Source organism: Caballeronia hypogeia, from assembly GCF_001544875.2.
In the GTDB taxonomy this organism is placed as follows: Bacteria; Pseudomonadota; Gammaproteobacteria; order Burkholderiales; family Burkholderiaceae; genus Caballeronia; species Caballeronia hypogeia.
Map to the genome: position 1 here is coordinate 67632 of NZ_FCOA02000022.1, position 14316 is coordinate 81947.

At 63.2% G+C, this 14316-nt stretch carries 17 protein-coding genes; 10 read left to right on the forward strand and 7 right to left on the reverse strand.

Features of this window, described 5'->3' with window-relative positions; translation table 11 throughout:
• Nucleotides 1-153: 153 nt before the first annotated feature.
• From wecB to AWB79_RS26435, 4 genes are all read right to left on the reverse strand, one after another.
• Nucleotides 154-1356 (reverse strand): non-hydrolyzing UDP-N-acetylglucosamine 2-epimerase, encoded by a 1203-nt coding sequence (gene wecB / locus AWB79_RS26420; protein ID WP_061170400.1) that lies wholly within the window; start codon nt 1354-1356, stop codon nt 154-156.
• Between the two features lie 194 nt (nt 1357-1550).
• On the reverse strand, nt 1551-1877 hold the full coding sequence (locus AWB79_RS26425; protein ID WP_061170401.1) for an AtuA-related protein: 327 nt from the start codon (nt 1875-1877) through the stop codon (nt 1551-1553).
• A complete protein-coding gene (locus AWB79_RS26430; protein ID WP_061170402.1) occupies nt 1864-3222 on the reverse strand; it encodes an acyclic terpene utilization AtuA family protein in 1359 nt (452 codons plus the stop codon). Before AWB79_RS26430 ends, AWB79_RS26425 begins: the two co-directional genes overlap by 14 nt.
• A 12-nt stretch (nt 3223-3234) precedes the next feature.
• Nucleotides 3235-4539 carry a CitMHS family transporter gene (locus tag AWB79_RS26435; RefSeq protein WP_061170403.1) on the reverse strand — a complete coding sequence of 435 codons (1305 nt, stop codon included), beginning with the start codon at nt 4537-4539 and terminating at the stop codon, nt 3235-3237.
• Nucleotides 4540-4639: 100 nt separating this feature from the next.
• Here AWB79_RS26435 and AWB79_RS26440 point away from each other — a divergent pair, with 100 nt between their 5' ends.
• Nucleotides 4640-5536 carry a LysR family transcriptional regulator gene (locus tag AWB79_RS26440; RefSeq protein WP_061170404.1) on the forward strand — a complete coding sequence of 299 codons (897 nt, stop codon included), beginning with the start codon at nt 4640-4642 and terminating at the stop codon, nt 5534-5536.
• 9 nt (nt 5537-5545) lie between these two features.
• Here the strand turns inward: AWB79_RS26440 and AWB79_RS26445 are convergent, their stop codons facing one another.
• On the reverse strand, nt 5546-6604 hold the full coding sequence (locus tag AWB79_RS26445) for an NAD(P)-dependent alcohol dehydrogenase (RefSeq protein ID WP_061170405.1): 1059 nt from the start codon (nt 6602-6604) through the stop codon (nt 5546-5548).
• Between the two features lie 425 nt (nt 6605-7029).
• On the opposite strand from AWB79_RS26445, the gene AWB79_RS26455 reads away from it, so the two are divergent.
• A complete protein-coding gene (locus AWB79_RS26455; protein ID WP_061170407.1) occupies nt 7030-7308 on the forward strand; it encodes a hypothetical protein in 279 nt (92 codons plus the stop codon).
• Nucleotides 7309-7324: 16 nt separating this feature from the next.
• Here AWB79_RS26455 and AWB79_RS26460 read toward each other — a convergent pair whose 3' ends face one another.
• Entirely contained in the window at nt 7325-7747 is a 423-nt protein-coding gene (locus AWB79_RS26460; protein WP_232471026.1) for an HNH endonuclease, read from the reverse strand.
• 40 nt (nt 7748-7787) lie between these two features.
• On the opposite strand from AWB79_RS26460, the gene AWB79_RS26465 reads away from it, so the two are divergent.
• Complete coding sequence (locus tag AWB79_RS26465; RefSeq protein WP_061170409.1) at nt 7788-8090, forward strand: hypothetical protein; 303 nt, start codon at nt 7788-7790, stop codon at nt 8088-8090.
• 39 nt (nt 8091-8129) lie between these two features.
• On the opposite strand, the gene AWB79_RS26470 is transcribed toward AWB79_RS26465, so the two are convergent.
• Nucleotides 8130-8552 carry a hypothetical protein gene (locus AWB79_RS26470; protein WP_061170410.1) on the reverse strand — a complete coding sequence of 141 codons (423 nt, stop codon included), beginning with the start codon at nt 8550-8552 and terminating at the stop codon, nt 8130-8132.
• 329 nt (nt 8553-8881) lie between these two features.
• On the opposite strand from AWB79_RS26470, the gene napE reads away from it, so the two are divergent.
• The 7 genes from napE to ccmB are packed head-to-tail and all read left to right on the forward strand — an operon-like array spanning nt 8882 to nt 14314.
• Entirely contained in the window at nt 8882-9040 is a 159-nt protein-coding gene (gene napE / locus AWB79_RS26475; RefSeq protein WP_061170411.1) for a periplasmic nitrate reductase, NapE protein, read from the forward strand.
• 34 nt (nt 9041-9074) lie between these two features.
• On the forward strand, nt 9075-9413 hold the full coding sequence (locus AWB79_RS26480) for a chaperone NapD (protein ID WP_063963554.1): 339 nt from the start codon (nt 9075-9077) through the stop codon (nt 9411-9413).
• Nucleotides 9385-11868 carry a periplasmic nitrate reductase subunit alpha gene (gene napA, locus AWB79_RS26485; RefSeq protein WP_061170413.1) on the forward strand — a complete coding sequence of 828 codons (2484 nt, stop codon included), beginning with the start codon at nt 9385-9387 and terminating at the stop codon, nt 11866-11868. The genes AWB79_RS26480 and napA overlap by 29 nt, the downstream gene beginning before the upstream one ends.
• Before the next feature lie 9 nt (nt 11869-11877).
• Nucleotides 11878-12363 (forward strand): nitrate reductase cytochrome c-type subunit, encoded by a 486-nt coding sequence (locus AWB79_RS26490; RefSeq protein ID WP_061170414.1) that lies wholly within the window; start codon nt 11878-11880, stop codon nt 12361-12363.
• 9 nt (nt 12364-12372) lie between these two features.
• Entirely contained in the window at nt 12373-12978 is a 606-nt protein-coding gene (locus tag AWB79_RS26495; protein WP_061170415.1) for a NapC/NirT family cytochrome c, read from the forward strand.
• A 38-nt stretch (nt 12979-13016) separates the two neighbouring features.
• Nucleotides 13017-13640 carry a cytochrome c biogenesis heme-transporting ATPase CcmA gene (ccmA, locus tag AWB79_RS26500; RefSeq protein ID WP_061170416.1) on the forward strand — a complete coding sequence of 208 codons (624 nt, stop codon included), beginning with the start codon at nt 13017-13019 and terminating at the stop codon, nt 13638-13640.
• The gene (gene ccmB / locus AWB79_RS26505; protein ID WP_061170417.1) at nt 13637-14314 is read left to right on the forward strand and encodes a heme exporter protein CcmB; all 678 of its coding nucleotides are present in this window, start codon (nt 13637-13639) and stop codon (nt 14312-14314) included. Before ccmA ends, ccmB begins: the two co-directional genes overlap by 4 nt.
• Nucleotides 14315-14316: the final 2 nt, after the last annotated feature.

The following is a 14316-nucleotide window of genomic DNA, read 5'->3' on the forward strand; positions in this document are numbered from 1 at the left end:
CGAAATCCGCACGACGCGCGCGAACGCCGCGATTGCGTGAAACCTGATTCCCGGCCGGGATATTTAAATTGTTACTACTGCGAGCAAGCTTTCCCGTCCGAGGTCGCGGCCCGGCCTTGGCGCGACAAGTGATGCGGATTTCATCGAAGGGACTTAAGCGAGCGTCTCGCCATTCGTATGAGGTGCATTTTTCGTTCCGCGCAAGGACGGCGGACGAAATTCCTCGAAGGGACGCTCCGCGAGCGCCGCAACGATCCGCGCCGACGCGTGTCCGTCGCCATACGGATTGACGCTGCGGGCAAACTCCGCACGAGCGTTCTCGTCGTCGAGCAGCAGATTCACCGCTGCGGCAATGACATCGCTTTGCGTGCCGACAAGCCTCGCGGTTCCCGCATCGATCGCCTCGGGCCGCTCAGTGACGTCGCGCATGACGAGCACCGGCTTGCCGAGCGCCGGCGCTTCTTCCTGCACGCCGCCGGAATCGGTGAGCACGAGCGTCGCGCGCTGCAGCAGCCGCACGAAGCCCGTGTACTCCTGCGGCTCGATCAGATGGACGTTCGGCGCAGTGCCGAGCGCCTGCTTCACCGTCTCCTGCACGTTCGGATTCAGATGCACGGGATAGACGATCTGTACGTCGTCGCGCCGCGCGAGTTGCACAAGCGCCGTGCAGATGTCGCGCAGGCCCTGTCCGAAGCTTTCACGCCGATGGCCGGTGACGAGCACCATACGTTTCGTGGCGTCGAGGAACGGAAAGCGCGCATCGAGCGAGTGACGCAACGCATCGTTCGAATCGATGCGCGCGGTCACGGACAGGAGCGCGTCGATCACCGTGTTGCCGGTGACGAACGCGCGTCCATGGAGCGTTTCCTTCGCGAGATTTTCGAGCGAGCGCGGCGTGGGCACGAACATCAGGTCGCTGACGACATCGACCACGCGCCGGTTCATCTCTTCCGGCCACGGCCGCTGCATGTCGCCGGTGCGCAGGCCCGCCTCGACGTGCCCGACCGGCACTTGCCGGTGGAACGCGGCGAGCGCCGCCGCCGTCGCGGTCGTGGTGTCGCCGTGCACGAGCACGCGATCCGGCTCTTCCCGCGTGATGACTTCATCGATACCCGCGATCAGCCGCGACGCCAGCCCGTTCAGGGTCTGGTTCTCCGACATGACCGCGAGATCGTATTGAGGCGTGATATCGAACAGGTCGAGCACCTGCTGCAGCATCGAGCGATGCTGGCCAGTCACGCACACGACGCAACGAAACCCGGACTCCGCTTCCAGCGCTTTCACCAACGGGGCCATCTTGATGGCTTCGGGCCGCGTTCCGAAAATGCAGAGTATCGTTTTTCGCTTCGTCGCCATTGTCCCCGTCGATTACACAATCTTTAACAATTTCCGATTGTATTCAGACGTTTAGGACCGCCCCTCAACTAAAGTGTAAAAAAGTCTAACGAGAGCTTTATGCGTGGTTTTGGCGAGCTTTTGTCTATTGTCAGACGGCGTTTTTTACCTGGTTAGTTAGTTTTTCCCACCATCCGGCTTTTGACCCAGGGCCCTCATTTCATACGACCAATCGAGGGTTCGGCGATTTCGATATCCAGCAGCGCAGAACTTACCGACTTGCCGTGAGCGTCGAGCGCCAGCGAGCGCGTGACGCCGCCGCCGAGCGCGTAGCCCAGCACGAAGTTGAACGCGTGCAGAAGCGGCAGTTCGTGACGCACGACGTCGCCTTTGACGATATCGGCGAGATGCGCCTTCACCCGCTCCGGCGTCAGTTGTTCGCACAGATGCGCGTAGTGCTTCGCGTCGAAGCAGATCACCGAGACGTTGAGCGTGTTGCCCTTGTCGCCGGTGCGGCCGTGCGCCAGTTCACGCAGTTTCATCGCTTGCCTCCACGAATTCGAAGACGGGATTCACATGTTCGCGCGCGAGCAGCACGGACTGCACCGCAATGACCTCGCGTGTCGCCTTCGTCACGCCGCCGCCGCCCGCCGGGCCGTTTGTATACAGCGTTTCGACTTCGTTGCCGATGCGCGCCGCCTCCTTAGCATTCGACACCCGGCCCGCGACGCGCACGCGTACTTCGTATGGTTCGCCATACTTCGCCGCGATGGCGTCGCCATGCAGCGAGTTCACACCGATCAGGTCGAAGCGCAACTCGCTCGTGTCGACGTTCGTGATCGCGAGACGCTCGCGCACGATGTCGAGCGCGAGCCGCGCGCGCGCCACCGCGCCGGGTCCGCCGTAGGAAATCTGACCTTCGCCGATGTAACCATCGACATAAGCCACCGAGGTTTTCAGCGTGCCGGTGCGCGCGTGGCCGCGTCCGCCGGTTACGCGCACGCGATCCCGCGCCTGTTGCGCGACCTGGACTTGCGTGAAATCCGCGACGACGTCCGGCTGGAAGTAACGCGCCGGATCGTGAATTTCATAAAGCAGCTGCTCCTTGCAGGTAGCTTCGGTGACGCAACCGCCCGCATGCGCCACCTTGGTCACGACGACCGTCCCATCCGCGGTCACTTCGCCGATCGGAAAGCCGAGCCGCGCGAGATTGGCGACGTCCTTGCAGCCCGGATCGGCGAAATAGCCGCCCGTCACCTGGCCCGCGCATTCGAGCAGATGCCCGACGACCGTTGCCTGCCCGAGCGTGTTCCAGTCGTCCATGCTCCAGCCGAATTCGTGGATCAGCGGCGCGGTGAACAGCGACGGGTCCGCCACGCGTCCGGTCAGCACGATGTCCGCGCCCGCCGCGAGCGCGGCCGCGATCGGCGCGGCGCCGAGATACGCGTTCGCCGACACGATGCGGTCCGCGTAGGCGCTGACTTCATCGCCGCTTTCCTCAAAACGCAGATTCGAGCGCAGTACGACATCGAGCACATCGTCGCCGGTGACGGCCGCGATCTTCAATCCGCGCAGGCCGAGCTCGCGCGCGATTCGGGCCGTCTGCAACGCCGCCGCGCGCGGATTGGCCGCGCCCATGTTCGAGACGATGCGCACGCCGTTCTTCGCCGCGACCGGCAGCACCGCGCGCATGCGCGCTTCGAGCAGCGGATCGTAGCCCGCGCCGGGATCGTTGCGGCGCGCCTGCTGCGCAATGGCGATAGTGCGTTCGGCCAGGCACTCGAACACGAGATAGTCGAGCGCGCCGTGCTCCGCGAGTTCGACCGCGGGTTCGATGCGATCGCCCGAGTAACCCGCGCCCGCGCCGATTCTGATGGTGTCTTTCATGATGCTCGCCCTTTACAACGGAAACACGCCGAGCACGACGCACGCGATCGTCATGACGATCGAGGCGCCGAACAGCAGCGGAAACGTGAACTTCTGATGATCCGCGAGATCGATGCCGCACAGTCCGACAACGAGAAACGTCGCGGGCGTGAGCGGGCTGACCGGAAAGCCGGTCGTCATCTGGCCGAGCAGCGCGGCCTGCCCGACATGCACCGCCGGCACACCGAGCTGCGAAGCCACTTCGGCGATCACCGGCAACACGCCGAAATAGAACGAATCGGGATCGAAGAGCATGGAAAGCGGCATCGACAGCAGGCCGAGTGCGACGGGAATGTGCCCGGCCATCGCCGGCGGCACGAAGCCGACCGCCGCCTGCGCCATCGCTTTCAGCATGCCGCTGCCCTGCATGATGCCGGTGAACACGCCCGCCGCCAGCAGAATGCCCGCCATCATCAGCGCGGCGCGCGCGTGGGCGTCGATGCGCTTTCTCTGCGTGTCGACGTTCGGGTAATTCACCATCAGCGCGATGCACAGGCCGACCATGAACATGATCGCGGGCGGAATTTTCTCGCCCATCACGACCATCGTGCCGAGCACGACGATCGTCAAAACAATGTTGAACCAGAAGTTCTTCGGCCGGCGCAGCGCGGCTTCCTCGGGCGTGAGCTTGCGCTCGGGCATCGGCGCCGCGCCGTTCGCGCTCGAATAGCCGAGGCGTATCTCTTCACGTCGGCCGAGCCACCACGCCATGCCGAACACGAACGCGAGGCCGATCGCCTGCACGGGAATCAGCGGATTGAACAGCGCGGAAATCGGCAGATGCAGCGAGGCGGAGGCGCGGATCATCGGCCCCGTCCACGGCAGGAAGTTGATGCCCGCCGCCATCGACACGGCCGCCGCGAGCACGCGCTTATCCATGTTCAGGCGCTCGTAGAGCGGCAGCATCGCGGGAATCGTGACGAGAAAGCAGACCGCGCCGGAGCCGTCGAGATGGATCAGCAGCGCGAGCAACGTCGTGCCCATCACGATGCGCGTCGGCTTCGTGCCGACCGCGCGCAGAATGCGGTCGATGATCGGATCGAGCGTGCCCGCGTCCGTGATCGTGCCGAAGTAGAGAATCGCGAACACGAACATGCCGACAACGGGCGCGAGACTCTTCAGCCCGTCGATGACGAACTTGCTCGTGTGCAGGCCGAAGCCGCCGATCAGCGACGCCGCGATCGGCACGATGATGAGCGCAACCAGCGGCGACATGCGCTTGGAAAGAATCGCCCCGAGCAGGACGACGATAGTGGCCAGGCCGAGCAACGGCAGCATGAACTTGTCTCCGAATCTTGTTTTTTGATGTAGCCCAGAGTAAGTTCGAAGCGGCAATAACACAATTGAAATGATTTGATCGCAGCTATCACGAACTATAATGGATCTGAATCTACGCGATATCCGGGCGCTGGTCGCCGTGGCCGAGGCGGGCAGTTTCACGCGCGCGGCGGAGCGGCTGCATCTGTCGCAGCCGGCCTTGACCGTGCAGATACGCAGGCTGGAGGAAGCGGTCGGCGCGCGCCTGTTCGATCGCAACAGCCGCAATGTCGCGCTCACCCCCACGGGACGCGAGTTGCTGCCGCTGCTGCGCAAATCGTTGCGCGACATGGAAACCGTGCTGCGCGACGCGCGCGCGCTGGGTGTCGGCGAAAGCGGCACGATCCGCATCGCCTGTTTGCCGACGTTCGCGGCCAGCGTGTTGCCTGAGCTCATCATCGGCATGAAGCGCGAGGTGCCGCGCGTCGTCTTTCAGATTCGCGATGTGGTGGCGAGCACCGTGAATGCGCTCGTGCGCAACGAGGAAGCGGATGTAGGTTTGACAGGCGGCGAAGTGCTCGACCCGATGCTCGAGGTGCTGCACGCGGGCGTGGATCGGCTCGTCGCGGTGTGCCCGCGCGAACACGCGCTGGCGAAGAAGCGGCGCGTAAGCCTGGACGATCTCGCGCGCCTGCCGCTCGTGCTTACCGCGCCGGGCACGAGCGTACGCGCGGTCGTCGATGCAGCCTTGAGCGAAACGCGCGAAGCGCTGGATATTTCGTGCGAACCGACTTACATGATGACCGCCGTGGCCATGGTGCGCGGCGGCCTTGGCGTGACCATCCTGCCCGAAACCGCGCGCGAGGTGCGCGCGGAGCCGGGACTCGTCGCGAAACCGATCGGCCACGCGGCGTTCGCGCGGCCGATCGCGATCGTGAAGAAGCGCGGGCGGACCTTGCCCGCGGTGACCGAACGCTTCGTCGAAAGCATGCGGCAGGCACTGGGCGCGACCCGCTGAACGCGCGACTTACTTCGACAGCGTCGCCATATCGATCACGAAACGATACTTCACGTCGCTCTTGAGCATGCGCTCGTAGGCCGTGTTGATCTCGTCCATGCGGATCATTTCGATATCGGACGTAATGCCGTGCTTGCCGCAGAAGTCGAGCATTTCCTGCGTCTCCGCAATGCCGCCGATCAGCGATCCGGCGAGAGAGCGCCGCTTGAAGATCATGTTCATGACCGAAGGCGACGGATGCGGATGCTCCGGCGCGCCGACGAGCGTCATCGTGCCGTCGCGCTTGAGCAGCGCCATGAACTGGTCGAGATCGTGCGACGCCGCCACCGTGTTCAGGATGAAGTCGAAACTGTTGGCGTGCGCCGCCATCTGAGCCGGGTCCTTCGAGATCACGACCTCATGCGCGCCGAGACGCTTCGCATCCTCGATCTTGCCGGGCGAAGTCGTGAACAGCACGACATGCGCGCCCATCGCGGCGGCGAGCTTCACGCCCATGTGGCCAAGCCCGCCAAGTCCCACGACGCCGACCTTGTCGCCCTTCTTCACGTTCCAGTGACGTAGCGGCGAATACGTCGTGATGCCCGCGCACAACAGCGGTGCGACGGCGGCCGGATCGAGGTTCTCGGGCACGCTCAGCACGAAGGCTTCATCGACGACGATCGAACTCGAATAGCCGCCCGCCGTGAAACCTCCCGACTTTTTGTCCGGCGAGTTGTAAGTCTGGATGAAACTGTCGGGGCCGTCGCAGAACTGTTCGAGTCCTTCCTTGCAGGCATCGCAGACGCGGCACGAATCGACCATGCAGCCCACGCCCGCGAGCTGCCCGGCCTTGAACTTCGTCACGTCCGAGCCGACTTCCGCCACCCGCCCGACGATCTCGTGGCCCGGCACCACCGGATAGTTCGTGCCGCCCCATTCGTTCTTCGCCATGTGCAGGTCGGAGTGGCACACGCCACAAAAAAGAATGTCGATGCGCACATCGTTCGGGCCGACAGCGCGGCGCTGGATTTCATGCGGGCCGAGCGGCTTGTCGGCGGCGGATGCTGCATAGGAATACGCGTTCAGCATGGTTGCTTCCCTCTTGAATTCGAATCGTGTGAACAGGTCCGGCGCTTGCTCCTGATGGCGGATGCGCGGCCGGTGAGACATGCGTGATGTTCGGGTTTGTGTGCGCAAGCGAACGGTCGCCATCATGCTTCGCACACGTTGCGGATGACTTGCCGATATTGCCGGTATTTCGGCGGCAAGTCGCAACGTCAGTACTGTATGCCTATCACTCGATCCCTGCCGAAATCACAGCGCGCGTCGGGCGTCGCTGGAGAATCCGGCAATCGCGCGTCCTCCGGTCGTCGCCCTGCTTAAGCGGGACTATCCGGCAGGCGGCGCGCGCCATAAGGTTGTCATATGCGCGGAGAGACGATGAGGCTTGTCGCGCGGCGTCGGACCCGTTCGCAAGCCCGGTGTCCGGCGCATATTTTTGAGAGAGCGAGACCATGAAGGCGAAGGCAATCACGGCGAACATCGACATGCCGGGCGGCGCGGTCAGCGCCGAGTTTCATATCGACACGGGGCGTCTTCGGATCTTCGAGCGCGGCATGCTGCGCGTCGAACTGTTTCCGCCGCACTCGTGGTTCACGGTGGCGTCGGTGGCCGGCAACAGTCGCTGGGGCACGCGGCCGCGCGAGAAGGATATTCGGCTCGTCGTCGAGAGTTTCATCATGCAGCGCTTTGGCATGACGGCGCTTCGGAGCGAAACGTCCTGCGCTCAGTAATGCGCGCGTTCAGCGCTCAGCGTGCTCGCGCGCGTCGCGTGCGCTGGTAGAAACCGTCCGGCTTGGTCCTGACCCAATCGACGAAGCTGCGCACGGCCTCGTGCGCGAGCAACTCCTCGACGGTCGAATAATGCTGGGCCAGCTCCTTCTCGGAGAACAGCGCATGCAATTGCCGATGGCAGATGCGATGCAGCACCGCCGTCTGCTTTCCGCCCTGCGACTTCGGCACCAGATGATGCAGATCGCGTTCCACCAGCGGCACCGCGCGCCCGCACAACGCGCAAATTTCTTCTTGCGGCGGGTGATACCACGGTTCTGGTGCGCGCTTCGCCATTGCAATTTCCCGACGGGTCTGGTCGAGTGTACGTCGCGTCTTGCAAAGACGCTTCACACCGTTTAATTTTCCGCGCGGGCGTGGCAACATGAAGACGCCGTTCACCGTTCACGCTGTCCAATAGCGGTTCAATTGCGGAGAAGCCATGGAAGTGACCATCAGCGAGTTGACGGGCATGCTCACGGAACTGGAACGGGAAGATCCCGTCGACTACGGCGATCTTCCATTCGGCGAGCCCGAATTGCGCAGGCTCGTGATCACCGCGCTCGTCGACAAGCACCGGAAGCTTCAGGCAAGCGGCCTCAATCCTGGCGACGTCAACCTGACCTACATGCTCACGACCGCATTGCTGGTTCTGGAAAATCTCGTGCTGCATGCGCGACTGCTGTTGCTGCAGGGACAGCGTATCGATGTTCAGGCGTTGTTGAAGAAATACGGTGGCGCTTGATTTGATATCCGAATGGATATCTGAAGCTATCGGCCAGCATTAGCGCGCCGGCGGACGATAACCCGGTATCTGGTGCAGCGCATGCTCGCACGCAGCGGAGAGCGCGGCCAGCCGCTCCACGCTTTCGCGCATCTCCGCTTGCGTGCGCGCGATCGTCTCGCGTAACGCGTCGAGCCGCGGCGTGATGACGTTGACGATCGTCTCACCCTCTTCCTTGCTCGCGAGCAAGGCTTCGGCGTCCTCGCGCACTTCGCGCAATTCCATGATGGATACCTTGTTCTGCGCCAGCAGCCGCGCATAGGTTTCAGCGAGTTGACCGATGCCCATCGCGCGCAGGCGCTGGACGAATTCGCGCATGGACTTCACTGCGAGCTCGCCTGCGTCGTAAGCCATGAACTGGGCGTCGGCGACGGAAAGAGACATGCGCCCTTCGGGCGTCGAGAATTCGAGTCTGGTCGGCATGATGCATTTGCGTGGTTTTGAAGTTGCCCGAATTTTATGCAGCCGAGTCAAATGCGCCATTCAGAGTCGGGCGAAAACCGAACGGCATCTTGAAATACAACGTTGCGGTCGCCGCATTCACAAAGCGGCCATGAGTTTTAGAAGAAGAAACAATCCGCGCATTGCGTCCTGTCGGCATGTCTTCAGGGCGCACATTTAATCAACCGTTGCACAACCCGCGCCACGCGCAAAGCGAATTTCGACTTGAAAACACGCATTCCATATGCCAACAATGGAATCGTCTTTCGTGCAGGCCATCCCACATTGCCAAGCGAGATCTGACGCGCCCCATGGATGAGAACGACGAAATACGCAAATCCGAAGAGATGCGCAGTTTTTTGTTTCTGACCGTCGTCATGGTTCCCGTGCTTACGGTCATGATCATTGCCGCTTACGGATTCACGATCTGGTTCTATCAAATGCTGATAGGCGGACCGCCACATCACTAACGAGCGTCGCGACTATTTCAATTAAATGGAGCACATGCCCGTCAACAGCAATGATCGTTACGACGATAAGACCGATGCGTCTTGCGAGTTTCACATAGCCGGTGTCGTTGTATACGCCCGTATAGAAGCAATGCAACGGGTGATCCGCGATCTCGCCGCGCTGCCGGGCGCGCAGGTTCACGGATCGAGCGCCGAAGGAAAAATCGTACTCACGCTCGAAGGCGATCGCTCGTCGCACGTTGCCGATCAATTGCACGCGGTGCAGGCCATTCCCGATGTCGTGAGCACCGCGCTCGTCTATCAGCATCACGAGCATATCGATTCGCTTGCCGAGGATATTGCGGATGAAACTGACTCGTCGCGCGTTCATTAAGCAGACGGCCGCCGCCACCGCGGCCGCATCCGCCGGGATCACGCTGCCCGGCATGGAAGCCGTCGCCCAGAGCGACGACCTCACGTGGTCGAAAGCGCCGTGCCGATTCTGCGGCACCGGGTGCGGCGTGCTCGTCGGCGTGAAAGGCAATCAGGTCGTGGCGACGCAGGCGGACCCGCAAGCCGAAGTCAATCGCGGGCTCAACTGCGTGAAAGGCTATTTCCTCTCGAAGATCATGTACGGGCAGGATCGCCTGACCACGCCGCTCATGCGCATGAAGAACGGCAAGTACGACAAGAACGGCGAGTTCGCGCCGGTTTCGTGGGACACGGCGTTCAACGTCATGGCCGAGCAGTTCAAGCGCGTGCTGAAGGACAAGGGGCCGACCGCGATCGGCATGTTCGGTTCGGGCCAGTGGACCGTGTGGGAAGGCTACGCCGGCGTCAAGCTGATGAAAGCGGGCTTTCGCAGCAATAACCTCGACCCGAACGCGCGGCATTGCATGGCTTCGGCGGTGACGGGTTTCATGCGCACCTTCGGCATGGACGAGCCGATGGGCTGCTACGACGATATCGAGGAAACCGACGCCTTCGTGTTGTGGGGCTCCAACATGGCGGAGATGCATCCGGTGCTCTGGACGCGCGTCACGGCGCGGCGGCTCTCGGACCCGAACGTGCGCGTCGTCACGCTCTCGACGTTCGAGCACCGCTCGTTCGATCTCGCCGACGAAACCATCGTGTTCACGCCGCAATCCGATCTCGCGATCATGAACTACATCGCGAACTACATCATCAAGAATGGCAAGGTAAATCGCGATTTCATCGACAAACATACGAACTTCAGGAAGGGCAATACGGATATCGGCTATGGACTGCGGCCCGACCATCCGCTGCAGAAGGCTGCGAAAAACGCGAACGACGCCAACGGTTCCCAGCCGATCACCTTCGACGATTTCGCGAAATTCGTCTCGCGCTACGACGCGGCTTACGTGACAAAGCTCTCGGGCGTGCCGAAGAGCAAGCTCGACCAGCTCGCGGAAATGTATGCGGACCCGAAGACGAGAGTGGTGTCCTTCTGGACCATGGGTTTCAATCAGCACACGCGCGGCACGTGGGCCAACAACATGGTCTACAACCTGCATCTGCTGACGGGCAAGATTTCGACGCCCGGAAATAGTCCGTTCTCGCTCACCGGCCAGCCTTCGGCGTGCGGCACGGCGCGCGAGGTCGGCACGTTCTCGCATCGGCTTCCGGCGGACATGGTCGTGACCAACCCGAAGCATCGCGAGGAAGCGGAGCACATCTGGAAACTGCCGGAGGGCACCATTCCCGACAAACCGGGCTATCACGCCGTATTGCAGAACCGCATGCTGCACGACGGCAAGATCAACGCCTACTGGGTGATGGTCAACAACAACATGCAGGCCGCGGCGAACCTGAACAACGAAGGCTTTCCGGGATATCGCAATCCCGCGGCGTTCGTGGTCGTGTCGGATGTCTATCCTACGGTCACGGCCGTCGCCGCCGATCTGATCCTGCCGTCCGCGATGTGGGTCGAGAAGGAAGGCGCGTATGGCAACGCGGAGCGGCGCACGCAGTTCTGGCATCAGCTCGTTCAGGCGCCCGGCGACGCGCGCTCGGATCTCTGGCAGCTCGTCGAGTTCTCGAAGCGTTTCAAGGTCGAGGAAGTGTGGCCGCCCGAGCTCATCGCGAAGAAGCCGGAATACAAGGGCAAGACGCTCTACGACGTCCTGTATCGCAACGGCCAGGTCGACAAGTTCCCGGCATCCGAAGTCGACGCGAAATACCGCAACAACGAAGCGAAGGCGTTCGGCTTCTACATTCAGAAAGGCCTGTTCGAGGAATACGCGAGCTTCGGACGCGGACACGGTCACGATCTCGCGCCGTTCGACATGTATCACAAGGCGCGCGGCATCCGCTGGCCGGTCGTGAACGGCAAGGAAACGCTCTGGCGGTACAAGGAAGGCACCGATCCCTACGTGAAAGCGGGCACCGGCTGGCAGTTCTACGGCAATCCGGATGGCCGCGCGGTGATCTACGCGCTGCCCTACGAGCCGCCCGCCGAATCGCCGGACAAGGAATATCCGTTCTGGCTCGCGACCGGGCGCGTGCTCGAACACTGGCATTCCGGCTCGATGACGCGTCGCGTGCCCGAGTTGTATCGCGCGTTTCCGAACGCGGTCTGCTTCATGCATCCGGACGACGCAAAGGCGCTCGGCGTGCGGCGCGGCGTGGAGGTGCGCGTGATCTCGCGGCGCGGCGAAATGCGCACGCGCATCGAGACGCGCGGACGCGACAAGCCGCCGCGCGGACTCGTGTTCGTGCCGTGGTTCGATTCGAGCCAGCTCATCAACAAGGTGACGCTCGACGCCACCGATCCGATCTCGTTCCAGACCGACTTCAAGAAGTGCGCGGTCAAGATCGTGCGGGTCTAGGAGCCCATCATGCGCGCGTTCTTCGCCACCGTCATCGCATCGCTGGTTGCGCTCGCCGCGCTGGTGGCGCTCGCGCAGCCGACCGTGCCGAGCCTGCCGTTCCACGACTCGCTGCGCGGCATGACGCCGATCAACGAGGAAACGAAGCCGCCGCTGATCGCGCCGACGGAAAACAAGGACGTCATACGCGGCCTGAACTACGCGCAGCAGCCGCCGACGATCCCGCACAAGATCGACAACTATCAGCTCGACAAGAACGCCAACCGCTGTCTCGCCTGTCACGCGCGCAGCCGCGCGGAGGAAAGCGGCGCGGTGCCGGTGGCCGTGTCGCATTACATGGATCGCGATGGCGTGGTGTCGGGGCATCTGTCGCCGCGCCGCTACTTCTGCACGCAGTGTCACGTTCCGCAGGCGGATGCGAAACCGCTCGTCGGCAATTCGTTCGTCGCCGTCGAGGACATCAAGCCGCAAGCGCCCAAAAACCAGAAGCGATAAGCGACCATCATGTGGGCATTGATCAAACGCTACTGGATCACCATCCGAAGGCCGAGCCTGTACTACAGCCTCGGCTTTCTGACGCTGGGCGGCTTCGTCGCGGGCGTGATTTTCTGGGGCGCGTTCAACACGGCGATGGAGTTCACCAATACCGAAGTCTTCTGCACCGGCTGTCATGAGATGCGCGACAACACCTATGCGGAGCTGAAGAACACGATTCACTTCAGCAACCGCACCGGCGTCCACGCGAAGTGCTCCGACTGTCACGTTCCGCACAACTGGACCGACAAGATCGCGCGCAAGATGCAGGCGTCGAAGGAAGTGTGGGCGAAGATCTTCGGCACCGTGAACACGCGCGAGAAGTTCCTCGACAAGCGGCTCGAACTCGCCGAGCACGAGTGGGCGCGCTTCAAGGCGAACGATTCGCTGGAGTGCCGCAATTGCCACTCGTTCCAGTACATGGACTTCACGCGCCAGAGCCCGCGCGCGCAGGAAGCGCATCAGCGCTTTCTTGAGACCGGCGAGAAGACCTGCATCGACTGTCACAAGGGCATCGCGCACGAATTGCCGAACATGGTGAAGGCGCAGGAAAGGGAGAACAGCGGAAAGAAGTAGCGCATCCATCGAAGCGAATCGACCGAGAGGAGACATCGATGCTCAGCGCCCGGCAACTCGACGTGATGCGCGGCAGCCGCACCATCGTGGCCAGCGCGGACTTTTGCGTCGATGGCGGCGCGGCCCTGCTGATCCACGGCGCGAACGGCAGTGGCAAAAGCTCGCTGATCGCGGCGCTGGCTGGACTGCTGCCGCCCGTCGCGGGCACCGTATCGTGGCGCGGCGCGGACGTGCGCGACGAACCCGTGCGCTTCCGGCGCGATCTCGCGTATCTCGGACACGCCGACGGTTGCAGCGGCGAACTGAGCGTCGCCGAGAATCTGCGCTTTGCGGCCGTGCTCGGCGCGAGCGGCGCGCGAGAACGGGAGCGCGACGTGCTCGACGCCGCCGGCGTCCTGCCGCTGATGCGCACGCGTCTCGCGCGTCTGTCGCAAGGCCAGCGCAGACGCGTCGCGCTCGCGCGTCTCGTGCTGGCGCATAAGCCGCTCTGGCTGCTCGACGAACCCACCGAAGCCCTCGACGAAACCGGCGCGCGCTGGTTCACCGCGTGCATCGACGAACATCTGCGCGCTGGCGGCACGCTCGTCGCGACCACGCATCGCCCGCTTCCCGTCGATGCCGCCCGCACGCGGCATCTGCATCTCGCCCGGAGCGCGGCATGACGGGCCTCGCGCATCTGACGCTTCAGGTCATCCGCCGCGAGCTGATCCTCAACTGGCGCTCGCGCACGGTCACGCTTTCCGTGCTGCTGTTCTTCGTGCTGGCGTCGAGCCTGTTTCCGCTCGGCATCGGTCCCGATCCGGCGCTGCTGCACGCCATTGCGCCGGGCGTGCTGTGGGTCACCGCGCTGTTCGCCGCGCTGCTTTCGGCGGGACAGCTTTTCAGCGGCGATTTCGCGAGCGGCGCGCTCGAGCAGATGCTGCTTTCGCCGCAGCCGCTCGCGGGCATCGTACTCGGCAAGATCGTCGCGCACTGGCTGACGACGGGCCTCGCGCTCGTCGTGCTAGCTCCGGTCGTCGCGCTGGAATATGGACTCGACGCCCGCACCATCCTCATGCTGATGGCGTCGCTTCTGGTCGGCACGCCGCTGCTTTCGCTGATCGGATCAATGGGCGCGGCGCTCACGCTCGGCGTGCGCGGCGGCAGCGTCGTGCTCGCGCTTTTGATCCTGCCGCTCTATGTGCCGGTGCTCGTGTTCGGCGTCGGCGCGGCCGATGTGGCCTCAGGCAACGCATGGTCGAACGCGAATTTCTCGCTGCTCGCGGCGGCGCTGTGCGTCGCGCTGTGGCTGTGTCCTTGGGCGAGCGCCGCCGCCCTGCGCATCTCGATGGAGTAGCG

Bases quoted from the DNA above. Each gene is read 5' to 3' on its own strand.
- AWB79_RS26495 (WP_061170415.1), top strand. From the start codon at position 12,373: ATGTGGGCATTGATCAAACGCTACTGGATCACCATCCGAAGGCCGAGC.
- AWB79_RS26430 (WP_061170402.1), bottom strand. From the start codon at position 3,222: ATGAAAGACACCATCAGAATCGGCGCGGGCGCGGGTTACTCGGGCGAT.
- ccmA (WP_061170416.1), top strand. From the start codon at position 13,017: ATGCTCAGCGCCCGGCAACTCGACGTGATGCGCGGCAGCCGCACCATC.
- AWB79_RS26465 (WP_061170409.1), top strand. From the start codon at position 7,788: ATGGAAGTGACCATCAGCGAGTTGACGGGCATGCTCACGGAACTGGAA.
- AWB79_RS26455 (WP_061170407.1), top strand. From the start codon at position 7,030: ATGAAGGCGAAGGCAATCACGGCGAACATCGACATGCCGGGCGGCGCG.
- AWB79_RS26435 (WP_061170403.1), bottom strand. From the start codon at position 4,539: ATGCTGCCGTTGCTCGGCCTGGCCACTATCGTCGTCCTGCTCGGGGCG.
- AWB79_RS26470 (WP_061170410.1), bottom strand. From the start codon at position 8,552: ATGCCGACCAGACTCGAATTCTCGACGCCCGAAGGGCGCATGTCTCTT.
- wecB (WP_061170400.1), bottom strand. From the start codon at position 1,356: ATGGCGACGAAGCGAAAAACGATACTCTGCATTTTCGGAACGCGGCCC.
- AWB79_RS26440 (WP_061170404.1), top strand. From the start codon at position 4,640: ATGGATCTGAATCTACGCGATATCCGGGCGCTGGTCGCCGTGGCCGAG.
- AWB79_RS26490 (WP_061170414.1), top strand. From the start codon at position 11,878: ATGCGCGCGTTCTTCGCCACCGTCATCGCATCGCTGGTTGCGCTCGCC.
- napA (WP_061170413.1), top strand. From the start codon at position 9,385: ATGAAACTGACTCGTCGCGCGTTCATTAAGCAGACGGCCGCCGCCACC.
- ccmB (WP_061170417.1), top strand. From the start codon at position 13,637: ATGACGGGCCTCGCGCATCTGACGCTTCAGGTCATCCGCCGCGAGCTG.
- AWB79_RS26480 (WP_063963554.1), top strand. From the start codon at position 9,075: ATGCCCGTCAACAGCAATGATCGTTACGACGATAAGACCGATGCGTCT.
- AWB79_RS26425 (WP_061170401.1), bottom strand. From the start codon at position 1,877: ATGAAACTGCGTGAACTGGCGCACGGCCGCACCGGCGACAAGGGCAAC.
- AWB79_RS26445 (WP_061170405.1), bottom strand. From the start codon at position 6,604: ATGCTGAACGCGTATTCCTATGCAGCATCCGCCGCCGACAAGCCGCTC.
- napE (WP_061170411.1), top strand. From the start codon at position 8,882: ATGGATGAGAACGACGAAATACGCAAATCCGAAGAGATGCGCAGTTTT.